Raw genomic sequence first — 22746 nt, 5'->3', positions numbered from 1 at the left:
CGAGTCATGATCGACTTCTTCAAGTACCAGGCAGCGGGCAACGATTACCTGGTGATCGACCCCCGCCAGTCCGACTTCACCGTCTCCCCGGAGGCCATCCGTCTGGTCTGCGACCGGCACTACGGAATCGGGGCGGACGGTGTGCTGTACGGGCCGCTGGAGCAGCCCCGCCCCGGCGTTCCGGTGCCGCTTGAGCTGTACAACTCCGACGGCTCCGTCTGCGGCAGGAGCGGCAACGGTCTGCGGATGTTCGCCCTCCACCTCGCCGAGCAGGAGTCGGGCGCCTGGGCGGAGGGGACGGAGTTCACGCTCCGTACGGCCGCGGGCGACTGCCCCGTGCGGATCCTGGACGCCGCCGCCGGGCGGGTGCAGGTCGGCATGGGCCGTCCCAGCTTCGACGCCGCCGACCTGCCGCTGCTGGCCGAGGAGGGGACCCCGCTCGCCGGCCGGTCCGTCGGCGTGCCGCTGACCGCGGGCGGCGAACGGCTGACGGTCACCTGTGTCTACAACGGCAACCCCCACACCGTGGTCCCCGTCGACGAGCCGTCCGCGGAGCTCGCCCAGCGGCTCGGCCCCCTGATCGCCCGTCATCCCCGCTTCCCCCAGGCCACCAATGTGCAGTTCATGCGCATGATCGCCCGCGATGTGATGGAGATCGAGGTCTTCGAGCGCGGCGCCGGATATGTGGCGGCGTCCGGCAGCAGCGCCTGCGCCGCCGCGTCCGCCGCACGTGAACTGGGGCTCTGCGACGACCGCGTCGAGGTCAGGATGCCCGGCGGCAGCCTGGACATCGCCATGGCGGCGGACGGAGGCATCACCATGACCGGGGACGCCGAGCAGGTGGCCACCGGAGTCTTCGCACCCCGGCTGCGCACCCGCCTCAACCGCATACCGGAGGTCGCCCGGTGAACGCCTCCTCCGGACAGCTGCGCGACTACCCGATCCGCCAGTGGGTGTTCGAGGACGCCGCGGGGCGCTTCGACATCGACCTCGGTGACAGCAATATGCGTCCGGGGCGCCTGGACCAGCTCGCGGTGCCCCCCGGCCTGGAACTCGACTACGGACACGACCGCGGCGTCCGCGCACTGCGCGACCGGGTGGCCGGACTCTACGGCGGCACGGTCGACTCGGTCCTCATCACCCAAGGCGCCCAGCAGGCGCTCTACCTCGTCTACGCCACACTTCTGACCCCGGGCTCCCAGGTGATCGCCTTCCGGCCCGGCTGGCAGCAGTCCTGGGACGTGCCCACCGAGCTGGACTGCCAGGTCGACCTCGCCGGGTACCGCCCCGATCTCAGCTTCGACGTCGAGGCCGCCGAGGCGCTGGCCGGGCCCGGCCTGAAGCTGATCGTGGTCAACACCCCGTGCAACCCGACCGGCCGCCACATCGCGGAGGCCGATCTGCGCGCCCTGCTGGCGCTGGCCTCCCGTACGGGTGCGTATCTGCTGCTCGACGAGGAGTACGCGCTCGATCTGGCGAGCTCACCCGCTCTCGGCAGCGACCGGGTGATCTCCGTGTCGAGCCTGTCGAAGGTGTACGGCTTCCCGGGGCTGCGGGTCGGCTGGCTCTACGGCCCGTCGCCGGTGGTCGAGGCGTGTGCGCAGCGCAAGTTCCTGTCCACCATCGCCAATTCGGTGCTGTGCGAGACGCTCGCCTGCGATGTCCTGGATGGCCGGGAGCGCCATCTGCGCGCCTACCGGGAGCTCACCGGGCAAGCGCTGGAGCTCGTGCGGGAGTTCGCCGCGCGCAACGCCGACGCGGTGACCCTCGTGGAGCCCCAGGACACCCCCTTCGCCTGGCTCTGGCTCACCACCGGGGAGGAGCCGCTGGCGATGTGCCGCAGAGCGCTGGACCTGCGCGTTCTGCTCATGCCCGGCGAGACGCTGGGCGCCAGTGACGGTTTCCGGATCTGCTTCGCGCGTGACCCCGAGGCCGTGGCCGAGGGGCTGCGCCGCGTGGAGCGTGTGCTCAGGCCCTCTTCCCCGTAAGCCCCTTCTGCACGTACACCCCTCATGGAACACCCCCGCGAACAGCCGAATGGAGTCTAGTGACGATGAGCACGGACGCTGCCGAGTCGCGCATGCAACTGTCCTTCGGGCAGGAGCAGTTGTGGTTTCTGGACCAGATGAACCCCGGGGAGACCACCTACAACGTCATCAACGCCTATCGGCTGCACGGCCCGGTGCGCGTCCCGGCCCTGGAGCGGGCCGTCAATCTGCTCGCCGCGCGCCATGAGCAGCTGCGGGTGACCTTCCACGCGGCGGACGGCGTCCCCTATCAGGTCGCCGCACCCGCAAAGGACCGGCCGCTCACGGTCCGGGACCTGTCCGATCTGACGCCCGAGGACCGGGAGAGCGCCCTGCACAAGGCGCTCCAGGCCGAGGCCGACACCCCCTTCGACCTGGCCGCGGGGCCGATCTTCCGGTTCCAGCTGTTCCGGCTGGCCGCCGAGGAGCATGTGCTCTGCCTGGGCTTCCACCACATCGTCACCGACGGCTGGTCCGGCGGCGTGATCAGCCGCGAGATATCCCAGGCCTACCGGGATCTGGTCGCCGGCCGGGAGCCCTCGCTCCCGGAGCCGTCGGCGGGTTACGCCGAGCACGTCCAGCGGCAGCGGGAACAGCGGGCCGACGGTGTCTGGGACACGGAACTGGACTTCTGGGAGGAGCGGCTGGCCGGTCTGGAGGCGCTGGAACTGCCGGCCGACCGGGTGCGCCCGGCGGAGCCCACCCAGAACGGCGAGACCTTCGTCGTCACCTTCCCCACCGAACTGCTCACGCAGGCCCGGGCCCTGGCGCAGGAGCAGGGCGCCTCGCTGTACATGGTGGTCGCGGCCGCACTGAACGTGGTGCTCAGCCGGTACAGCGGACAGGACGACATCCCCCTCGGCGTGCCGATGCTCGGCCGGACCGAGCCCGAACTCGAAGACGTCGTCGGCCTGTTCATCAACATGGCGGTGCTGCGCTCCGACCTGTCCGGCGGTATCACCTTCGCCGAGCTGGTCGAGCGCATCGCCGACGCCAACCTTGACATGTACGACAACCAGGACGTGCCGTTCGACCATGTCGTCGACCGGGTGCAGCCGGCCCGGGACGCGGGCCGCAATCCGCTGTTCCAGATCGCCTGCCAGCTGCTGGGCGAGACCACCACCGGTGACGCCCTGGACCTGGAGGGGCTGACGGTCGAGTCGATCCCGGTGGCCGGCACCCGCTCCCGGTTCGACCTGTCCTTCAGCTTCGTCGAGGGCGCGGAACGGCTGCGGCTGATCGTCGAGTACGCGACGGACCTCTACGACCGCTGGCGGGTCGAGGCCCTGGTGCGGCACTTCCAGACGGTGCTCGCCGCCGCTGCCGCCGATCCCGACACCCCGGTCGCCAAGCTGCCGCTGCTGTCCGAGGAGGAGCGCCGCGAGCTGCTGGAGGTGGGCCGCGGTGCCGACTTCGACTATCCGACCGAGCCGGTGCACACCACCATCGCCCGGATCGCCGAGGAGCACCCCGATCTGGTCGCGGCGGTCTGCCGCGGGGTGGAGCTGACCTACGGCGAGCTGATGCGCCGCGCCGGCAAGCTCGCCCGGTACATCCGCTCCCGGGGCGTGAAGAAGGAGCAGGTGGTGGCCATCGCGATGGACCGCGACCTGGACGCGCTGGTGGCGATCCTGGGCGTGATGGTCTCCGGCGCCGCCTACACGATCATCGACCCGTCGCACCCCAACGCGCGCCTGGACCACATGCTGCGGGACACCGAGGCGCCCCTGGTCATCACCAGGGCGGCGTCGGTGAAGGACCTGCCGGACTCCAGCGGCTGGGAGAGCGTGCGGATCGACTCCGAGTGGGACGCCATCGAGGCGCAGCCGGACGACGAGCCGCTGGAGGAGTGGGCGGAGCCCACCTCGCTGGTCTACGTCCTCTACACCTCGGGGTCGACCGGGCGCCCCAAGGGCGTGATGATCGAGCAGCGTGGTCTGCGGATGTTCATCGAGGCCTACCGGCGGACCTTCGGCGAGTGGACCCACGAGGACCGGCTGCTCCAGCTGCCCGCCCTGACCTTCGACATGTCGCAGGGTGAGATCTTCGCGGGCCTGATCAGCGGCTCGGCCATGGTGCTGGTCGCGCCGGAGGACGCCTCGTCCCCGGAGGCCCTGGCCACCCTGATGCGTGAGCAGCGGGTCACCTACGCCGGTCTGTCGCCCGCGATCCTCTCCGTGGTCGAGGCGGGACCGTACCCGGATCTGAAGTACATCATGGGCGGCGCGGAGGCACTGCCGGCCGAGCTGGTCAACAAGTGGAACCTGCCGGGCCGGAAGTTTGTGAACCTCTACGGACCCACCGAGGCCTCGGTGGCGACCACCGAGTACCTGTGTGAGCACAGGGAATGGCAGTCGTCGCCGCCCATCGGCAGGCCCGAGTTCAGCCGTCTGCACTATGTGGTCGACAAGGAGTTCAACCTCGTACCGGTCGGCGTGCCCGGTGAGCTGCTGATCGGCGGCGACGAGGGACTCTCCCGCGGCTACCTCAACCTGCCTGAGCTGACCGACGAGAAGTTCGTCCCCGACCCCTTCCTGGGCGAGGGCCGGGTCTACCGCACCGGTGACCTGGTGCGCTGGACCCCTGATCTGCAGATCGACTTCATCGGCCGGCTGGACAACCAGGTCAAGCTGCGCGGGCTGCGGATCGAGCTCGGGGAGATCGAGTCCGGACTGCTGACCCACCCCAAGGTGCGGATGGCCCTGGTGCTGCTGCGCGAGGACGGCGGGGAGAAGCAGCTCGTGGGCTACTACACCGTCCTGGGCGACGAGTCGCCGACCGTGGCCGAACTCCGTGAGCACCTGGGCCGCACCATGCCCGAGTACATGGTGCCGACGGCCTGGGTGGAGCTGCCGGAGTTCCCGCTGACCCCGGCGCGCAAGATCAACCGTGCCGCGCTGCCCGCTCCGGTGTCCAGCGCGGACGCCGCGGCGGACGGCTATGTCGCCCCGGTCACCCCGACCGAGGAGAAGGTGGCCGAGGTGGTGGGGACCGTCCTGTCCCAGCCGCGGGTCGGCACGGGCAGCAACTTCTTTGAAATCGGCGGCAATTCGCTGCAGGCGATGCGTGTGGTGAGCCGGCTTCAGAAGCACTTCAAAGTCAAGATCAATGTCCGTATGCTCTACGGCGGCGCGACGGTCGGCGCGGTCGCCGCGGCCATCGACGTCCTGCTGGAGAAGGCGGCTGGTACCCGTGCTTGAGCCTCAGCGAGGCACCGCCCCGGCCCAGGAGGCCGGGGCGGGTGGCGGCTCGGCGCAGGCCGTGCTGCTGCGCCACGGCGCGGAGCTGCTGAACCGGGCCGATCCCGAACTGGCCCGGCTGCTCGACTCGGAGGCCGAGCAGCAGGCCGCGACCCTGGCCATGGTGGCGTCCGCCAGCGTCGCGGATCCGTCGGTGCTGGCCGCGGGCGGATCCGCCCTGTCGAACGTGACGGCCGAGGGCTATCCGGGGGCCCGCTACCACCCTGGTGCGGGCCGCTTCGACGCGGTGGAGCGGCTGGCCGTCGAGCGGGCCAAGCAGGCCTTCGGCGCCTGCTACGCCAATGTGCAGCCGCACTCCTGCTCGTCGGCGAACCAGGCCGTGCTGGCGAGCCTGGTTCCTCCGGGGGGCACCTTCCTCGCCCTGGACCTGGACTCCGGGGGCCATCTGACCCATGGGTCCGCGGCCTCGGTGACCGGGCGCCACTACCGGGCGGTGCACTACGGCCTGGACGGGCAGGGGCTCATCGACTACGACCAGGTCGCCGAGCTGGCCCGTACCCATCGGCCCCGGGTGCTGATAGCGGGGGCGAGCGCCTATCCGCGGACGCTCGACTTCGCCCGGTTCCGGGCGATCGCGGACTCCGTCGGGGCCTATCTGGTCGCCGACATCTCGCATATCGCCGGGCTCGTGGCCGCGGGGGAGCACCCCAGCCCGATCGACTGGGCGCATGTCACGACCACCAGCACCTACAAGCAGCTGGGCGGCCCGCGCGGCGGGCTGATCCTCATCGGCCGGGAGCACCGGACGCCGGGCCCGGACGGCCGCACTCCGCTGTCCCGGCTGATGCAGCGAGCGGTCTTCCCGCAGTCCCAGGGCACCCCGAGCCCGGCCGCGATCGCCGCCAAGGCGCGTGCGCTCGCGCTGGTGACGGAACCGGCGTTCAAGGAGACCATGCGGCTGGTCGTCGGCAACGCCGAGGCGCTCGCCGGTGCCCTCAAGGAGTTAGGGCACCGGGTCCTGACCGGGGGCACCGACAACCACATGGTCCTGCTGGACATGCTCGGCCGGGGCATGACCGGCGTGGTCGCCGAACGCGCCCTGGAGGACTGCGGCATCCTCACCAACCGCAACCGCATCCCCGCGGACACCAAGCCCCCGCTCGTCACCAGCGGTCTGCGCCTGGGCACGAACGTACTGGCGCAGCGGGGCATGGGACCGGCCGAGACGCGGATCTGCGCCGCCCTCCTGCACAAGGCGCTGACCGCCACCACCGCGCTCAGCGACACCGAGTGGCGCACCGATCCCGCCGTGCGTGACCAGGTGCGTGCCGAGGTGGCCGCCCTGTGCCGGGCGCATCCGCTGCCCTTCTGGCCCGCGGCCGACGCCGTCGGACTCCCTGACCGCTACCCAGGAGAGAGGTCGTGACCCGGAACAGCGTGTCCCACTTAAGCCCTGCCTCAGCGCCACCCGTACTGCTGCCCACCGACCGGCCGCGGCTGCCCGCCGCCGCCTCCGAGCGCACCGGCGTCGAGCGGCTGAGGCTCGACGGCCCGGCCCGGACGGCGCCCGACGAGGTGCTCCTGGCCGCGTTCGCCGCCCTGCTCCACCGCCTCTCGGGCCAGGCCGAGTTCGGCTTTCCCGTACGCACCCCCTCAGCCGGTGCGGTCCGTCTGAGCTGCACCGTCACGGACGGGACGGCCCTGGACGAGCTGGCACGCGACGTCCTCGCCGGACCGGTCCCGGCCACGGCCGGCGCGTGGCCCGACGAATGCGAACTGGTCCTGCTCCCACGGGACAAGGGAGCCGAGGAGGACCGGGGAGAGGCGACCGGCGAGGAGCCCCGCCTCCTGGAACTGCGGTACCACGCGGGCCTCTTCACACCGGCCACCATCGCCCGGCTGCTCACCTCCTACCGCACCCTGCTCGACGACGGGCTGGCCCACCCGGGCCGCCCGGTGTCGCGGCTGCGGCTGCTCCCCGACAGCGAGCTGCACCGCATGCTCGTGGAGTGGAACGACACCGCGACCGACCTCCCCCATGAGGTCTGCCTGCACACGGCGTTCGAGGCCAGGGTCCGGCAGGCGCCCGAGGCGCTCGCCCTGACGGGGGGCGGCCAGGAGTGGACGTACCGCGAGGTCAACGCGGCGGCGAACCGTCTCGCCCACCATCTGCGCGGTCTGGGCATCGGCCCTGACCAGCGGGTCGGTATCTGCCTCGACCGGTCGCCCGAGCTGCTGACCGCCGTGCTGGGCGTCCTCAAGTCGGGCGGTGCCTATGTGCCGCTCGACCCCGAGTACCCGAAGCAGCGCCTCGCCTCGATGGTCACCGGCAGCTCGTGCGCGGTGATCATCAGCCGCAGCGAGCTGGCCGCGAACCTCCCCGTGCCCGACACCCGGCCGGGCGGCGGCATGCTGCTCCTCGACCGCGACGAGGCGCTGCTCGCCGACGGCCCCGACCACGACCCCGAAGGCGGCGCCGGGCCCGACGACCTCGCGTACATCATCCACACCTCCGGGTCCACCGGTGCCCCCAAGCCGATCGCCCTGCGCCACCGCGGCGTGATGAACAATCTCGCCGACCTCAACTCCCGCTTCGAGGTGGGCGCCGGCGACCGGGTGCTCGCGCTGTCGTCGCCCAGCTTCGACATGTCCGTGTACGAGTTCCTGGGACTGACGACCGCGGGCGGCACGGTGGTGCTCCCGGACCCCGGACGGGCCAAGGACCCCGAGCACTGGGCCGAGCTGCTGGCCGCGCACCGGGTCACCATCTGGAACTCGGCCCCGGCACTGCTGGAACTGGCCGTCGACCACCTGGAGAGCACCGGTGCGCAGCCGCTGGGCGATCTGCGCCTGGCCCTGCTCGGCGGCGACTGGATACCCGTGTCGCTGCCCGAAAGGACCCGCCGGGCGGCCCCCGGCCTGCGCTTCGTCGCACTCGGCGGGGCCACCGAGTCCTCCATCCACTCCACCCTCTACGAGGTGGAGTCGACCGACCCCGGGTGGACGAGCATCCCGTACGGCCGCCCCATGGCCAACCAGCGCACCTACATCCTCGACGAGGGCCTCAGGCCCGTGCCGCCGGGTGTCCCCGGGGAGCTCCATCTGGCGGGCATCGGACTCGCCCGCGGCTACCTCGACCAGCCCGAGCGGACGGCGGAGCGGTTCTTCGAGTGGTCCTGCGGCGAGGTCTCGGGCGAGCGCCTCTACCGGACGGGCGATGTGGCCCGCTACGGGCCCGACGGTCTGATCGAACTGCTCGGCCGGTCGGACTTCCAGGTCAAGCTGAACGGACTGCGGATCGAGCTCGGCGAGATCGAGGCCGCGCTGCGCGCCCATGACGCGGTCAAGGACGCGGTCGTCGCCGCGCACACGGACGCGGCCGGCGAGCGGCGGCTGGTCGGCTATGTCGTCACGCGCGCCGGCCGGACCGTACGGCCGCGGGTGCTCGGCGAGTTCGTCGCCGGCTCCCTGCCGCGCTACATGGTGCCGAGCACCGTCATGGTCCTGGAGCGCCTGCCGCTCACCGCGAACGGCAAGGTCGACCGCAAGTCCCTGCCCGCGCCGTCGGACGCCCCCGAGGAGTCGCAGCAGGCGTATGCCGCCCCGGCCACCGCGACCGAGGAGAAGGTGGCCGAGGTCTTCGCGACCGTGCTGGCCGCACCGCGGATCGGCGCCCACACCGGCTTCTTCGCGGCCGGCGGCAACTCGCTGCAGGCCATGCGGGCCGTCACCCGGCTGAACAAACACTTCGGGATCAAGGTGAACGTACGGCTGCTGCACGGCGGCAACACGGTCAGCCAAGTCGCCTCCGCGATCGACCAGCGGCTCTCGGAGGCGAAGGACCAGGCAAGCGCGAACGGAGAGCGGAATCAGTGACTGAACTCCCCCTGGAAGGCCTCGTCCCCCTCCGGGAGACCGGCAGCCGACCGCCGTTGTACTGCATCCATCCGGTCTCCGGATCGCCGTACTGCTACGCCGGACTCGCCCGCGAACTCGACCCGGAGTACCCGGTGTTCGGGCTGGAGGCGCCCGGCTTCGACGGTATGTCCGAGCCGGCCGGGTCGATCCGGGAACTGGCCGAACTGCACACCGCCGCCATCAGAGCCGCCCGTCCGCACGGCCCCTACCACCTGCTCGGCTGGTCGCTCGGCGGCGTGGTGGCCTATGAGGTGGCGCGGCTGCTGGCGGCCGCGGGAGAGCAGGTGCCGCTGCTCGTCATCGTCGACGCGGCGGTGGTCCGGCAGGGGCCGCTCCCGCCCGAGGACGAGCTGGTGCGCTACTTCCTGTACGACTTCCTCGGCGTCACCAGCGGCCAGGCACCGGAGATCGACAAGGCCCTGTCGGGCCTGCGGCCGGCGGCGGGGCTGGCGGAGCGGTTCGCCGCGGTGGAGGACTCCGGTGCCGTTCCCGAGGAGTTCGACGCGGAGTTCCTGCTGGAGCGCTACGCCCTGTTCCAGACGCATGTCTCCGCCTTGTGGCGGCACCCCGTCGAACCGGGCCACGACGGTCCCGCGATCCTGATCAAGGCCGCGGAGTCGGAGCCGCACCTGCTGCGCTGGCAGCCCTTCCTGAGCCGGCTGACCGAGCACACCGTGCCCGGCGACCACCACTCCATCTGGCAGGATCCCGGGCTGACCGCCATCGCCCGCATCGTCAACCAGGCACTGTCCGGGGGGACTTCAGCGTGAGCGAGAACAGCAGGGGCACCGAAGCGGCCACCGCGACCGTGACCGAGGCCGAGAGCCCCCCGCGCAGCCTCTGGCACAACCGGGACTTCCTGGTGTTCTGGGCGGGCGAGGCGCTCTCCCTGTACGGCACCCAGATCACCAACCTCGCGCTGCCGCTCACCGCGGTGCTGGTCTTCCAGGTGGGGCCCGAACAACTGGGCCTGCTGCGGTTCGCCCAGCTGGTGCCGTTCCTCGCGCTCGCCCTGCTCTTCGGCGTGTGGGTGGACCGGGTGCGCAAGCGGCCGGTGATGCTGGGCGCCAACCTGGTGCGGATGGTGCTCATCGGCCTGGTGCCCCTGCTGTACTCCCTCGATCTGCTGACGCTCCCGCTGCTGTACGCACTGGCGCTCGGCGTCGGAGTGGCCGCGGTGCTCTTCGACGTCAGCTGGATGTCGTACGTCCCGGTGCTGGTCAAGGACCGGCGGAATCTGCTGGAGGCCAACACCAAGCTCAACGCCACGCTGTCGTCCGCCGACGTCGCGGGGCCCGGTATCGCGGGCACGCTGGTCAGCGCCTTCTCGGCGCCCTTCGCGATGGCCGCCAACGCCTTCTCGTACGTCCTGTCGGTGATCTCCCTGCTGATCATCAGGGCGCCCGAGCCGGCCCCGCCCGTGCCCGAGACCAAACGGCGGCTGCGCACCGAACTGGCCGAGGGCCTGCGCTGGGTCTTCGGCAACCGCATGCTGCGCGCGATCGGACTCGTCGGCTGCTCCTGCAATTTCTTCCTCACCATGGTGCAGTCGCTGTTCCTGCTGTACGCGGTGCGCGACAAGGAGCTGTCCGCGGCCACGGTCGGCTTCGTGATGGGCGCGGCCGCGGTGGGGGGCCTGCTGGGCGCGCTGGTCTCCGGCATGGTGGTGCGCCGGATGACCGTGGGCACGGCCTACCGGGTCTCGGTCTCGATCATCTTTCTCGGCCCGCTGCTGATCCCGGCCGCGGGCGGCCCCCGGTGGCTGCTGGTGGGCATGTTCGTGGCGTCGTTCTTCCTGGAGTACTTCGGCAGCAGCATCTCGAACGTGATCATCGTGAGCCTGCGCCAGACCGTCACACCGCAGCATCTGATGGGCCGGATGACGGCCGCGATGCGCATGCTGCTGTACGGAGGCGGCGCACTGGGCGGTCCGGTCGGCGGTCTGCTGGCGGCAGCGGCGGGACTGCACGGGGCCCTGTGGATAGCGGGTGCGCTGTCCGCCGCGATGCTGGTCCCGATCATCCTGTCGCCCGTCGGCAAGTTGCGCAGCATGCCGCAGTCGCCCGAAGATGCCGTCGGATGAGCCCCTATCACCGAGGTGAACGCGCGGTACAGGAACGGGCCGGAGAGCGGGACCGGGCCGACCGCGCCGCCAGGACGATCCGCGACGGCATGAGCGAGGTGGTCGCCGCCTTCCTCGGCGTACAGCAGATGGCGGTGGTCGGCGCCCGCGACCCGGAGGGCCGTGTATGGGCCTCGCTGCTGACCGGCCCCCCGGGCCTGGCCCGGGCCACCGGCCCGCACACGCTCTCCCTCGCCCGGCAGTGGAAGCCGGACGATCCCCTCGCGCGGACCTTCGCGGCCGGGCCGTTCCCGGTGGGGACGCTCTTCACCGATGTCCGCACGCGCCTGAGGCTGCGGATCAACGGCACCGCCCGGCCCACCGCCCGCGGCTTCGCCGTCGACGCCGACCAGGTCTTCACCAACTGCCCCGGGCAGCTGCGCAAGCGGGACAGTCCCGCCCCGCCGCCGGGCGCACCGCGGCCGGGCGGCTTCGGGACGGCGCTGTCCCCCGCCCAGCAGGCGTGGATCGCGGGTGCCGACACGTTCTTCATCTCCAGCGCCTCGGACACCGGAGCCGTGGACGCCAGTCACCGCGGCGGGGAGCCCGGCTTTCTGCGGGTCGTGTCACCGACCGAGCTGAGCTGGCCGGACTACCCGGGCAACGCGATGTTCATGACGCTGGGCAATCTCGCGGTCAACCCCTCCGCAGGTCTGCTCTTCCTCGACTGGGCGGACGGCAGGACGCTTCAGCTCACGGGTACCGCCCGCACGGAGTTCACCGGCGCCGACCGCACCGTCCGGTTCACCGTGACCCAGGCCGTGGAGACCTGAGCGGCAGCGGACCGGCTCCGCCAGGCTCTCACCCTCAGCGCCCGTTCGTACCCCGCCCGGTCGCCGACTCGACGGTGCGGGCGTGCGGCGGCGGACGGTTGTGCTGTGCCGTGAGCGGCGCGGTGGGGGTCTGTGGCGGGGTGTGCCGGGCGGGTCCGCGTCTGACGTGCTGGCGGACGTCGTCGATGCCCCGCCGCAGGGCGGTGCGCAGCCACTTTCCGAGGGGGCGTTCGACGAGCCGGTGGATGCACCAGGCGAGGGCCAGCATCAGCACGGTCACCGAGGCCACCAGCGCCGGGGCGGGGATCACGTCCCGGTACTGGTGGATGAGGGTCATGCCGATGGTCATGTGGATGAGGTAGAGCGGATAGGTGAGCGCTCCCGCGGTGGTGAGCCACTTCCACTGGATCCGGTCGCAGGCGCCGAGCGCGATCGCGCCGATGAGGGCGAAGGCGGCGACGATGACGCAGCGGGCGGGCCATGTGGGCAGGGCGTCCGCGGCGGCCTTGCCGAGGCTGCTGGCCAGGCGGTAGCCGATAGAGCGCTGGGCGAGCAGCAGCTGGAGGATCACGATCGCCCACAGGATCGCGTTGGGCCGGTGGCGGCGCATCAGGTGGAAGGCGATGCCCGCGATGAAGAACGGCGCGTACTGCGGCATCGCGAACGCGGTGAGCAGCGGGGTCTGCAGGGCCGGCGCGAGCGCGGCGGCCGCGGTCCACACCCCGCACAGGATCAGGCAGTTGCGGTAGGTGACACCGAACAGCATGACCACGGCCATGATCAGATAGAACTTGAGCTCCACGAAGAGCGTCCAGTACACCGGGTCGACGTCGGGCGTGTTGTCGCCGCCCTGCAGCATCGTCAGGTTGGTGATCACCGTGCCCCAGCCGTGCAGCGAGGCGACCTCCGGCCACGCCTTCACCACCACCGCGGTGAGCAGGATGGCGGCCCAGTAGGCGGGGAAGAGCCGGGAGAGGCGGGAGACGGCGAACTCGCCCACCGTTCGGCCCCATACGCTCATGCCGATGACGAAGCCGCTGATCAGGAAGAAGACCTCCACCCCGAGCCACCCGTACTGGGCCGCCCGGTGTGCGGTGGGGAAGATCGTGTCCGTGGCCTGGCCCCATGGCCGGGCCAGCGCGACGTAGTGGTAGTAGACCACCATCAGCGCGGCCAGCAGCCGCAGGCCGTCGAGTGCGGTGAGCCGGTTCCCCGAACGGTGCTCGGTCATCGTGCAACCCCCAAGCGCTCTGGTCAGAAGCGCTCCGTGTCGGAAGAGGCGCACAGGCCGCGGGGAACCTGTGGGCCAGTCGTACGCCATCCGTGCTATCACCCACAGATGTGCGTCGGCCGTTATTACGGCGCGTCGCGATGCCGGGGGTCGGATCAGGAGGGAAAACCGGTGGGAGCGCGAGCCGGGAGGGGGAGGCGAAGTGACCGAGTCGCCGCGTGAGGCCGGCCGGGCCGGGCCGCTGCCCAGTGGGCGGCATCACCTCAGCCGGGAGCAGGTGGTGGCGTCGCAGCGGGTGCGCATGCTGACCGCCACCGCGGAGGCGATGAAGGACAAGGGGTATGCCGGGACCTCGGTGGCCGAGATCATTCGGCGGGCCGGCGTGTCGCGGGAGACGTTCTACCAGCAGTTCCGGTCCAAGGAGGACTGCTTCGTCCAGGCCCTGGACGCCGCCACGGAGCGGCTGGCGGGGCTCCTCGAAGTCGCCCGGCAGCCGGCGGACGCCTCCCCGGAGGCGGTGCGGCAGGCCTCCCCGGAGGAGACCTTCCGGCGGCTGCTGCGCCTCTATCTGCACACGCTCGCCGAGCAGTCCGCCTTTGCGCGGCTGTTCCTCGTCGAGGTGTACGCCGCGGGGCCCGAGGCGATGGCGCGCCGTATGGAGTGGCAGCGGTGGTTCGCGGACGCCATCGCCGGGATCTTCGGCGTGGCGGCCGGGGGCGGTACGGACGAGGGCGGTACGGACGAGCGGCGCTTCGGCTGCGAGGCCCTGGTCGCGGCCGCCGCACAGCTGGTGACGGCGCGCCTGGCCGCGGACGACCTGAAGGGGCTGCGCGCGCTGGAGGATCCGCTCGTCCGTCTCGCGGTACGGCTCCTTGCCTGAGCGGCCGACGGGCTGGGCGGCCGACGGGCTGAGCGGCCGACGGGCTGGGCGGCTACGGGAGCCAGGGGAAGTGCGCCAGTTGGTTCCGCAGGTGGGCGGGGAGCAGCGGGGTGATCATCGCGCGGTAACCGGCCACCTGCCGCCGGCCCTGTGCGAGGTCGCTCTTGAACAGCTCGTTCGGCGTCCTGCTCGGGATCGGCAGCCCCGGTCCGCAGAGCGGGATCTTCGGGGGCTGGCGGTTGAGCTGGTCGCCGCCGCCCGTCACGGCGTTCGGGTTGATGTCGTATCCGTGGTCGCCGGAGAAGTAGCCGACCACGCCGTTGGCGAAGCACGCCAGGTTCGTGATCACGTTCTCGGAGTAGCAGATGCCGTCGTTGGTGTTGCAGATCTCCTTGACCGTCAGATCGCCGAAGCCGCGCGGCCCCTTCATGGTCATGCCCGGCAGGATCGTCGGCAGGTTCGTCTCGATGCCGCCGGGGCCGCCGTCCACACCGGGCCGCCGGGGATCGCCGTAGAGCACGCCGTTGATCTGCTGGTGCGGGATGGCGTCGCTTTCGGAGAGGGCGGCCAGCTCATCGCCGGCGACGATCGCGCCCTGCGAGTAGCCCGCGATGGTGATCCGGCTGCCGGCGCACTCGCCGTGGAACTTCCTCACCGCCGCGTCGAGTGTGGCGATCCCCTCGGCCACGGAGTCGTCCAGCGACACGGTGTCGCCGGGGTACGGGGCGATGGACGCCGAGTAGTGGATCTTCGTGAACGACACGCCTTCGGGGAGCGTGGTGTTGCCGGCGTCGTAGATCGCGGCGTCGCGGTCGAGATGGCCGCCCACCTCGAAGATCATCTTGCGGGGGCAGTCGGCCCGGGTCTGCGCCGGTTCCCCTGCCTCCGGGGCGCCTGCGAGGGCTTGCGGTGCGCTCAGCCCAAGGACCGGCAGCGCGACAAGTAACGCGAGTAGCGATCGTGCCTTTCGCATGTGCACCTCGTCTCAAATCGGCCTGGAGGCCGGTGAGTTGACCCCCAGTGCGACGCCAAAGGTAGCGTTGGGCGAGGTTCTGCGAACAGAGGTGTTCGTGAAAGTGTGGTGTGGGTGGGTGGCGGCCGGGGGGCTCGGTCAGGCGTCAGACGTCCGCGCCCGCCGGTTCAGCGCCGCCGCTCCGGGTGGGGGTGGCGGCGCATCTCGACATTGCAGTCGGTCGCCTTCGACCGGTCCCCGACGGCGTACGCCGCCGCGCGCTGCTGGGCCAGCGCCCCGCACACATCGCATCCCGCGATCGGCTCGGGATCCCGCGCAAGTTCCCTCAGGTGAACGTCGTGCATGTCGTCAATCTCTCTGGGTGGGGGTCTCGCATTCGGGCATGCGGAAACAGGCCGACCTCGGCCGAACGGCCCCTTACTCTGGGTGTGTTCATCGTTGCTCAGCGGGTTGTCCGGTCACAACGCTGGGCGCGTGACATTGATCCACTGTCACGAGGGGGATGCCGTGAGCCGACGCAACGCAACAGGGGGGACCGCGGCCACCACGGCCGCCGTGTTCGGAGAGGTGCTGAAGCACTTCCGCGAGGCGGCGGGAATCACACAGGACGGCCTGGCCCGCGAGATCCCGTGCGACCGCTCCCATGTGGCCCGCGTCGAGGCGGGAACCCGCGTACCGCAGGACACCTTCGCCAAGAAGTGCGATGAAGTCCTGGGGACGGGTGGGGTGTTGCTGCGGTTGTGGGGGCGGATTGACTGGTATCCGGAGGTGGAGCATCCGGACTGGTTCCAGCGGCGGGCCAAGATGGACGCGGAGCTCGTGGCGCTGCGCGAGTACCAGATTCGTGTCATGCCTGGCTTGCTGCAGACGGTGGATTACGCCACGGCGCTGTTCTCCCGCCGCGGCGTGAGCCCTGCGGAGGTTGAGGAGCGCGTCAGGGCGCGATTGAGCCGACAACAGCGGTTCCTCGCTGAAGGAGGCCCGCTGTATGTCGTCGTCCTGGACGAGAGCTGCCTACGTAACGTGGTGGGGAGCGCGGCTGTCATGCGCGACCAGTGCGCGCACTTGCTAAAGGTGGGCCAGCGACCCAACGTCCGCGTCCAAGTCGCCCCTGCCGACAGCCCGGAGCTCGAACGCCCCGCGACGTCCATGTCGTTGATCAAGCTTCCTGGTGGGCACGAATGGGTCTACTCGGAATCCCTGGACCGTGGCCATTTCAACGACGATCCGGCCGTCTGTGCGCGCCACAGCCAGACCTATGATGTGCTCAGGGCGGACGCCCTGTCAGCCAAAGAGTCTGCCGCTCTGATCACCAAGGCGATGGAAGGGTACGGGCAGCATGGACAGGCACGAACTCCGCGCGGCAATGTGGATAAAGAGCAGCTACAGCGACCGCGACGGCGGCAACTGCATCGAAGTAGCGCTTACCTGGATGAAGAGCAGCTACAGCGAAGCCAACGGCGGCAACTGCATCGAGGTAGCCCCCGGTATCCCCGACGTCGTCCCGGTGCGTGACAGCAAAGACCCGCACCGCCCCTCCCTGATCTTCCCGGCCGCCGACTGGTCCGCCTTCCTCGCCGCGGTCAAGCGCGGGGACCTCTCCGCCTGAGCGGTCTCGTCCTCACCGGCCGAAGGGGAGCCCGAGGCCGGTGAGTTGAGCGAACGATTTCGTCCTCGCCTTTGCCATGGCTAATTCCGCGAGGATCTGCGCCGCGATATTCCAACTTCTGCGCCCCTGTGGGCAAACGGGTGACCCGAGGGGTGCTCCCGTGACCCTGCACAGGGGAAGGCTCGTTTCCTTTCCGGAGTACATCCGCGGAACAGCGGAATCGGGAAGGAGTGATGGGGGCCGTCGTCGGCTTTGAAGGGTGATGGAGAACGGTGCGGTGGTGCCGTCGCGAGCCTGCGCGGTGTTTCCGCTGTGGGCCGACACGGGGTGTGTAAAGGAGCGAAATCCCGGAATGGCTACTTTCGGTGTGCCTAAACTCACAATAAGTAGTCAAGTCAGGTCTCCATCTACATGTAATGAAGGATCAAGGGTTCCATGCGCAAACTTCAGCAAGTCGCCATCGCCGCCGTAGCGGTCGCCGGTCTGTCCTCCCTCGGTGCCGGCGTCAGCTTCGCTGACGGGTACGGCGGCGGTCCCCAGGTCGCCGCCTGGGCCGCTTCTCAGTCCGCCGCAGGCGCCTTTGCGTCGGGGGGTGGCTCCCCGCACGGTGGTGGCTACCAGGCCGCTCCGGCTCCGCAGGCCCAGGCTCCGCAGGCTCCCGCCCCGCAGCAGGCCGCACCGCAGGCTCCGGCCCCCCAGGCCGCCCCGCAGCCGGCCCCGCAGGCCCAGGCTCCGCAGGCTCCCGCCCCGGCCCCGCAGGCCATCACCCCGCAGGCCCCGGCCCCGCAGGCTCCGGCTCCGCAGGCCGCCCCCCAGCCGGCCCCGCAGGCCCAGGCTCCGCAGGCCCCGGCCCCCCAGGCCATCGCTCCCCAGGCTCCCGCCCCCCAGGCCGACTACAAGGACAAGGACAAGAAGGACGAGAAGGGCGTCGACATCAAGCAGCACACCTCGTGCCGCTCGCACGACCTGAACGTCAGCCTCCTCGGCCAGGTCGGGCTCCTCAACGGCGCCCTGGGCAACGCGCTCAACGGCGAGGGTGACCCGGGCAAGCAGGGCACCAAGATGGGCTCGTCCATGGGCTGCAACAACAACGCCCTCAGCAAGTAACCGCAAGGGTCCCGGCGCCGAGCCACCAGGCCCGGCGCCGGGGCCCTGTTCCGACCTTCTGCAGGGCCCGGGCGCGTACCGCATCGCGGTACACGGCGCCCGGGCATCGATCACAAAGGAACGCAGCACATGTTCAGTCGGAAGACGATCGCAGCCGTCTCGGCGCTCCTGGGCGGTCTCGCCCTGAGCTGCACCGGTGCCGTCCAGGCGCACGCCTCGGGGGCCGAGGGCGGATGCGCCCGCCACGCCATGGGCGAGAGCACCTGCGTCAGCAAGAGACAGATCGTCTACACCACCAAGGGCGGCAAGCACGTCGTGCGGCAGCACAAGAGCTGCTCGTCGGACTCCCGGCATCATGTGGTGTGGCCCGAGAGCGGCCTGCTGAACAACGGATCCACGAGTGTCGGCCAGGTCATGGACTGCTCCAACAGGGCGCCGGCCCCCAAGGGCTTCAAGTTGCCCCGCCTGTTCTGAGCCGCGTACGCCCTGGCAGCACCGAAGCCCCACCGGATCCGGTGGGGCTTCGCCGTGTGCGGGAGGGCGCCTCACCCTCGCGGCTGTCACCGGGTGCGCGCCGCGGAGAGCTCTGATGATGTTGTCGGCATGGGGCTTCAAGAAGACATCGGACACGAGTCAGCGGGCGCCAGCAGCGGTGCCGCCAAACCTGAGACACCGCAGGGGATCGCCACGCACTCGGACATCGTGGTGGGCCCCTCCGGGCCCACGACGAAGGTGGGCACGGTCTTCGTCAGCGGTATGCACAGCGGTCCGAACCCGTCGCCGGGGCTGAGCGTGGCCCGCTCCCTGCGGCTGGCCCGGCCCGACCTCCGGATCGTCGGCCTGGACTACTCACGGGAGAGTTCGGGACTGCACTCGGAGCTCCTCGACGACCTCGTGTGCCTCCCCGCGTGGAGAGAGGCGCACCTGGCCACGTGGATCGAACAGATGGACCGCCTCCTTGAGCCCGAGGACGCGGTCCTGATTCCTTGTCTGGACCTGGAAGTCCGGCTGCTGGCCCGGGAGCTCGGGTCCCACGGCCGGATCCTGGGACCCTCGAAGGCCGCTCTGGAGCTGGTGGGCAAGCCGCCCGTCGAAGCGGCACAACGGCTCGGGCTGCGCGCCGCGGAGTACGAGACCGACACCAGCTGGCAGTCCATCGACCAGTTCATCCGCAGGTCGCCGTACGGGGTGTGGGTCAAGGGCCAGCACTACGACGCGTACCGGGCGCACACCGCCGGGGCCGCGCTGGCCCTGGGCGATGTCGTCCAGCGGACCTGGGGCGGCGAATGGCACCTCGAAGCGCATGTGGCCGGCCAGGAGTGCAGCATCGCGTTCACGGCCCTGGACGGCCGGCTGCTCGACGCGGTCTTCATCACGAAGGCGATGGTCACGACCGAGGGCAAGACCTGGGCCGGCGAGGTCGCCGAGCTGGATCCGGCCATGCACGACCGGCTGGCGGCGCTGCTCGCCGACGCCGGCTGGACCGGTGGCGGTGAACTGGAGCTGATCCGCAGCTGGAGCGGCGAACTGACGCTCATGGAGATCAACCCGCGGCTGCCGGCCTGGATCCACGGGGCCTCCGTGTGCGGCGCCAACCTGCCCGCCGCCCTGGTCACCGGTCAGCCCGCCGACCGCGGCAGAAAGCTCACACCGGGCTTCACCCGCGTGGTGGAGGAGATCCCGGTGCACCCCGCCCTGGGCATCACCCCCATCGCCTGGGTCGCGGGCGGCATCTCGCGTCCGGGCGACAAACGGCATTCGGGCATGCCGTCGCTCGGCCAGCGGCGGCTGCTGCCGGCCGACAGCGCCGAGGAGCCGATCGAGGGCCACGCCGCTCCGGCGGCGGCCGCCGCGGCCCTCGGCGGAGCGGCGGACTACGCGGGGGCGGGGGAGAGCGCGCACGGCACGGGGGCGGTGGGGACGGCGGGACACGCCGGGATGCCGGCGGAGACCGCGGAGGGACGGGACACCCGTACGCAGCCAGCGGCCGCGGCGCGTACGGACGGCTTCGAGAAGCTGCTCGATCCCCCGGGGAGCACGGCCACTCCCTACCGGCAGATGCTCCTTCCCCTGTTCACCGAGCGGGTCGAGGCGCTGCGCCGGGAGGTCGAGGGGGTCGGCCGGGTGCTCCTCGCGCACAGCGTGAAGACCTGCCCCCAGCCCGCGGTGCTGCGGGAGGCCGCGCGGCTCGGGCTGGCCGCCGAGGCGATCAGCCTGGACGAGCTCGATGCGGCCGAGCGGAACGGTCTGGCCGCCGAACACGCGATCCTCAACGGGCCGGCGAAGTGGTGGCCCGCCACCGACCGGGTCCGCTGCTTCGCCTTCTTCGCCGACTCGCTGGCGGAACTGCGCCGGCTCGAAACCCTGCTGGACAGCGGGTTCAAGCTGGAGGCCCAGGTCGTCGGGGTCCGTGTCGCACCCGCCGGGCTGGTCAGCCGGTTCGGCGTCCCGCTGCACGAGCGCGACACCATCGTGGAGACGGCCCGGCTGCTCGGCAGGCTCGCCGACCGGCTCGAAGCCGGGTGGGGGATGCACTTCCACTTCGCCCAGAGCGTCCTGGGCGCGCCGCGCTGGCAGCGCGAGTGCGTGGCGGCGCTCAGCGCGGCCGATCCGCTGGCGGACCTGCTGGGCGGGCCCCCGGCCGTACTCGACGTCGGCGGCGGATGGCATGTCGACGACCTGTCGTACCTGCGTCCCTCACTGGAGTACGTGCTCGCGCACGGCCCCGCCGCCGCCCGTGACGGGGACCCCCTGCTGGTGATGGAGCCGGGCAAGCTCCTCACCCAGCCGTCGGCCGCCGTCGTGACGCAGGTCCTGGGGCGCCGGGCATCCCACCGCGGCTACGACATCGTCGTCGACGCGGCCGAAGGCGATATGCCCGAAGCGCCCTTCCATCCGCACCCGGTGGCCCGGTTCGACGGCTCCCGCTGGGTGCCGCTGCGCCCCGGCTGGAGCTGGATCCTGGGCCGGTCCTGCATGGAGCACGACGTGCTGTCGGTCCGGCTGGACCTCAGCGACGTCCGGGACGGCGACTACCTCGCGTTCGGCATGTGCGGCGGATACGACACCTCGATGGCCTACGAGTTCGGGCGCGGAACCGCGCCACGGGAATTGGGGCAATCATGACCGGTCTGCTCACAGACCTGAAACGCTTCGACGGGATCGAACTGTCCAAGGTCGGCAGTCACGCCAAGGCGTGCTGCCAGATGGTCCGGCACAGCGTGTTCGCGCAGCTCATGCACTTCGGGGACACGGGGACGGCGCTCGCCGCCGTCCCCGGGCTCTTCCGGTGGGGGCCCGTGCAGTGGCCGGCGCACTGGTGCGACCTGGTCGACCACGGCGATCTGATCGGCGACTGCGGGGTGCACGCTGATGTGGCGGCGGAGCTCCTCACCCGCAAGTCCGTGCCGCACGCGCGCGCCCGCGCCGCCGTGCTGACCCCGCCGATGGCCCCCGCACACTGGCGGGCCGTGTGGAACGAGGCGCGGGTCAGCGATGCGTGGATCGGGCGGAACGTGGTCTACCACGAGGTGCTCCGGGTCGGGAACCGCTGGTGGGACCCGAGCGACGCCCGCTGGTTCTCGGGGCCGGGCAGTCACACGGGCAGCGGACACGTCCTGGGCCTGCGCGAGGACGGCGGACAGTGGCAGCTCGCCCCCGACCAGAAGACGACGGCCGCATCCGACGCCACGTCACGGGCCCGTACCCCTCAGGCCGCACCGGCACCGCACGGCAACGGCCCCCAACCGACGCACGTCCCATCCTCGACACCCGCCCCGTCCTCGACACACGCCGTGCCACAAGGCGTCCTGCCGTAGGTCCGGAGCCCAGGAGGCACTGTGATCACTCCCGACACGTGGAAGCCGGCCGTACCCGATCCCGCCGCGCAGGCCCCGGCGCTTCCCGGCCTCCCCGGCCCGGTCCGCCTCACCACGCAGCTGGTGCGCAGCTTCGGCCAGCTCAGCCTGCTGACGAACGTCTGGGCCGGCGTCCTGTTCATGCTGGCGGTGTTCGTGGGCAGCTGGCAGGCGGGCGTCTTCGGCCTGCTGGGCGCCTCGGTCGCCACCGCGGCCGCGTACGCCATGGGCGTCGACCGGCACACCATCGACATGGGCACGCAGGGCTTCAGCGGCTGTGTGACCGGCATCGCCCTGTACATCTTCCTGGGGCCGCACCCCTCGACATACCTGCTGACCATCGGCGGCGCGGTCGTGTGCGTACTGGCCTACTCCGCGCTGACCGCCGTACTGGCGCCCTGGCAACTGCCGGTGCTGACCGCGCCGTTCTGCGTGGTCGTCGGGGCGGTACTGGCGGCGGCCCCGGCCTTCACCCGGGTCTGGCCCGGGGGCAGCGTCGCGGCCCTGCCGATCGCCGCGGTCCCCGGCGTGAAGTACACCTGGACCGACCTGTGGCACGGGTTCTTCGCCAACATCTCCCAGGTCGGCCTCTCGGCGCACTGGTACGTCGGCGCGATCATGCTGGTGGGCCTCTTCGTCGGCGGGATCCGCCTCGGGGTGGCCGCCATCGCCGGCAGCGCCGGGGCGGTCCTGGTGTCCTGGGCCCTGGGTGCCCCGCCGGCCGCGGTCGCCGCGGGGGTCTACGGCTACAACGCGGTCCTCGTGGCCGTCGCCATGGGCGGGATGTTCCTCGCCAGAACGGTGCCGAACGCGCTCTACACCCTGGTGGCCGTGGGCGTCACCACGGTGCTGACGGCCGCCGTGAACGCCTACTTCACACCGTTCGGCGGGCACACGCTCAGCTGGCCCTTCATCATCACCAGTTGGCTCTTCCTCGCCGCGGCCACGTCCCTGCCGCAGATCCGGCGCGTCCCCTGACCGTCGGCGGCACCCGGGAGGAAAGAAAAGGGTCCCGGCGCGCACCGCCCGCGCCCCCCATTTGACTCCCA

19 protein-coding genes are annotated in these 22746 nt (G+C 71.2%); 16 read left to right on the top strand and 3 right to left on the bottom strand.

Annotated features, from left to right (window positions below; all coding sequences use genetic code 11):
• Positions 1 to 6: 6 nt before the first annotated feature.
• The 8 genes from dapF (at position 7) to ACWD6P_RS10300 (ending at position 12040) form a co-directional block, all read left to right on the top strand.
• On the top strand, positions 7 to 909 hold the full coding sequence (dapF, locus tag ACWD6P_RS10335) for a diaminopimelate epimerase (RefSeq protein WP_451443613.1): 903 nt from the start codon (positions 7 to 9) through the stop codon (positions 907 to 909).
• Positions 906 to 1988, top strand: a complete 1083-nt coding sequence (locus ACWD6P_RS10330; protein ID WP_451443612.1) for a pyridoxal phosphate-dependent aminotransferase — start codon at positions 906 to 908, stop codon at positions 1986 to 1988. The genes dapF and ACWD6P_RS10330 overlap by 4 nt, the downstream gene beginning before the upstream one ends.
• Positions 1989 to 2053: 65 nt before the next feature.
• Positions 2054 to 5227 carry a non-ribosomal peptide synthetase gene (locus ACWD6P_RS10325; RefSeq protein WP_451443611.1) on the top strand — a complete coding sequence of 1058 codons (3174 nt, stop codon included), beginning with the start codon at positions 2054 to 2056 and terminating at the stop codon, positions 5225 to 5227.
• The gene (locus tag ACWD6P_RS10320; protein ID WP_451443610.1) at positions 5220 to 6653 is read left to right on the top strand and encodes a serine hydroxymethyltransferase; all 1434 of its coding nucleotides are present in this window, start codon (positions 5220 to 5222) and stop codon (positions 6651 to 6653) included. Before ACWD6P_RS10325 ends, ACWD6P_RS10320 begins: the two co-directional genes overlap by 8 nt.
• An 11-nt stretch (positions 6654 to 6664) precedes the next feature.
• Positions 6665 to 9103, top strand: a complete 2439-nt coding sequence (locus ACWD6P_RS10315; protein ID WP_451443609.1) for a non-ribosomal peptide synthetase — start codon at positions 6665 to 6667, stop codon at positions 9101 to 9103.
• Positions 9100 to 9915, top strand: coding sequence for a thioesterase domain-containing protein (locus ACWD6P_RS10310; protein WP_451443608.1), 816 nt, complete (start codon positions 9100 to 9102; stop codon positions 9913 to 9915). The genes ACWD6P_RS10315 and ACWD6P_RS10310 overlap by 4 nt, the downstream gene beginning before the upstream one ends.
• Positions 9912 to 11228 (top strand): MFS transporter, encoded by a 1317-nt coding sequence (locus ACWD6P_RS10305; RefSeq protein WP_451443607.1) that lies wholly within the window; start codon positions 9912 to 9914, stop codon positions 11226 to 11228. The genes ACWD6P_RS10310 and ACWD6P_RS10305 overlap by 4 nt, the downstream gene beginning before the upstream one ends.
• Positions 11225 to 12040: a pyridoxamine 5'-phosphate oxidase family protein gene (locus ACWD6P_RS10300; RefSeq protein WP_451443606.1), complete on the top strand. Its 816-nt coding sequence runs from the start codon at positions 11225 to 11227 to the stop codon at positions 12038 to 12040. The genes ACWD6P_RS10305 and ACWD6P_RS10300 overlap by 4 nt, the downstream gene beginning before the upstream one ends.
• Before the next feature lie 34 nt (positions 12041 to 12074).
• Here the strand turns inward: ACWD6P_RS10300 and ACWD6P_RS10295 are convergent, their stop codons facing one another.
• Complete coding sequence (locus ACWD6P_RS10295) at positions 12075 to 13271, bottom strand: acyltransferase family protein (protein WP_451443605.1); 1197 nt, start codon at positions 13269 to 13271, stop codon at positions 12075 to 12077.
• Positions 13272 to 13473: 202 nt separating this feature from the next.
• Between ACWD6P_RS10295 and ACWD6P_RS10290 the strand changes: the two genes are divergently transcribed.
• Entirely contained in the window at positions 13474 to 14151 is a 678-nt protein-coding gene (locus ACWD6P_RS10290; protein ID WP_451443604.1) for a TetR/AcrR family transcriptional regulator, read from the top strand.
• Positions 14152 to 14203: 52 nt separating this feature from the next.
• On the opposite strand, the gene ACWD6P_RS10285 is transcribed toward ACWD6P_RS10290, so the two are convergent.
• On the bottom strand, positions 14204 to 15124 hold the full coding sequence (locus tag ACWD6P_RS10285) for a PE-PPE domain-containing protein (RefSeq protein ID WP_451443603.1): 921 nt from the start codon (positions 15122 to 15124) through the stop codon (positions 14204 to 14206).
• Positions 15125 to 15291: 167 nt separating this feature from the next.
• Positions 15292 to 15468 (bottom strand): hypothetical protein, encoded by a 177-nt coding sequence (locus ACWD6P_RS10280; protein ID WP_451443602.1) that lies wholly within the window; start codon positions 15466 to 15468, stop codon positions 15292 to 15294.
• Between the two features lie 163 nt (positions 15469 to 15631).
• Here ACWD6P_RS10280 and ACWD6P_RS10275 point away from each other — a divergent pair, with 163 nt between their 5' ends.
• The 7 genes from ACWD6P_RS10275 (at position 15632) to ACWD6P_RS10245 (ending at position 22675) form a co-directional block, all read left to right on the top strand.
• Entirely contained in the window at positions 15632 to 16639 is a 1008-nt protein-coding gene (locus ACWD6P_RS10275) for a helix-turn-helix domain-containing protein (RefSeq protein WP_451443601.1), read from the top strand.
• Positions 16557 to 16733, top strand: coding sequence for a DUF397 domain-containing protein (locus ACWD6P_RS10270; protein WP_451443600.1), 177 nt, complete (start codon positions 16557 to 16559; stop codon positions 16731 to 16733). The genes ACWD6P_RS10275 and ACWD6P_RS10270 overlap by 83 nt, the downstream gene beginning before the upstream one ends.
• Positions 16734 to 17168: 435 nt before the next feature.
• A complete protein-coding gene (locus tag ACWD6P_RS10265; protein ID WP_451443599.1) occupies positions 17169 to 17840 on the top strand; it encodes a hypothetical protein in 672 nt (223 codons plus the stop codon).
• Positions 17841 to 17969: 129 nt separating this feature from the next.
• Positions 17970 to 18314, top strand: a complete 345-nt coding sequence (locus ACWD6P_RS10260) for a hypothetical protein (RefSeq protein ID WP_451443598.1) — start codon at positions 17970 to 17972, stop codon at positions 18312 to 18314.
• Positions 18315 to 18443: 129 nt separating this feature from the next.
• On the top strand, positions 18444 to 20966 hold the full coding sequence (locus ACWD6P_RS10255; RefSeq protein WP_451443597.1) for a hypothetical protein: 2523 nt from the start codon (positions 18444 to 18446) through the stop codon (positions 20964 to 20966).
• Positions 20963 to 21658, top strand: coding sequence for a hypothetical protein (locus ACWD6P_RS10250; protein WP_451443596.1), 696 nt, complete (start codon positions 20963 to 20965; stop codon positions 21656 to 21658). Before ACWD6P_RS10255 ends, ACWD6P_RS10250 begins: the two co-directional genes overlap by 4 nt.
• A 21-nt stretch (positions 21659 to 21679) precedes the next feature.
• Entirely contained in the window at positions 21680 to 22675 is a 996-nt protein-coding gene (locus ACWD6P_RS10245) for an urea transporter (RefSeq protein WP_451443595.1), read from the top strand.
• Positions 22676 to 22746 lie beyond the last annotated feature (71 nt).

The sequence above is a fragment of the Streptomyces sp. NPDC002446 genome (assembly GCF_053595675.1).
Note: the sequence above shows the minus strand (reverse complement) of the source record. Positions and strands in the feature narration are given on the sequence as shown.

Excerpts from the sequence above, each read along its gene's own strand:
- dapF (WP_451443613.1), top strand. The coding sequence starts at position 7 with ATGATCGACTTCTTCAAGTACCAGGCAGCGGGCAACGATTACCTGGTG.
- ACWD6P_RS10325 (WP_451443611.1), top strand. The coding sequence starts at position 2,054 with ATGAGCACGGACGCTGCCGAGTCGCGCATGCAACTGTCCTTCGGGCAG.
- ACWD6P_RS10300 (WP_451443606.1), top strand. The coding sequence starts at position 11,225 with ATGAGCCCCTATCACCGAGGTGAACGCGCGGTACAGGAACGGGCCGGA.
- ACWD6P_RS10295 (WP_451443605.1), bottom strand. The coding sequence starts at position 13,271 with ATGACCGAGCACCGTTCGGGGAACCGGCTCACCGCACTCGACGGCCTG.
- ACWD6P_RS10285 (WP_451443603.1), bottom strand. The coding sequence starts at position 15,124 with ATGCGAAAGGCACGATCGCTACTCGCGTTACTTGTCGCGCTGCCGGTC.
- ACWD6P_RS10280 (WP_451443602.1), bottom strand. The coding sequence starts at position 15,468 with ATGCACGACGTTCACCTGAGGGAACTTGCGCGGGATCCCGAGCCGATC.
- ACWD6P_RS10270 (WP_451443600.1), top strand. The coding sequence starts at position 16,557 with ATGAAGAGCAGCTACAGCGAAGCCAACGGCGGCAACTGCATCGAGGTA.
- ACWD6P_RS10265 (WP_451443599.1), top strand. The coding sequence starts at position 17,169 with ATGCGCAAACTTCAGCAAGTCGCCATCGCCGCCGTAGCGGTCGCCGGT.
- ACWD6P_RS10260 (WP_451443598.1), top strand. The coding sequence starts at position 17,970 with ATGTTCAGTCGGAAGACGATCGCAGCCGTCTCGGCGCTCCTGGGCGGT.
- ACWD6P_RS10255 (WP_451443597.1), top strand. The coding sequence starts at position 18,444 with ATGGGGCTTCAAGAAGACATCGGACACGAGTCAGCGGGCGCCAGCAGC.
- ACWD6P_RS10250 (WP_451443596.1), top strand. The coding sequence starts at position 20,963 with ATGACCGGTCTGCTCACAGACCTGAAACGCTTCGACGGGATCGAACTG.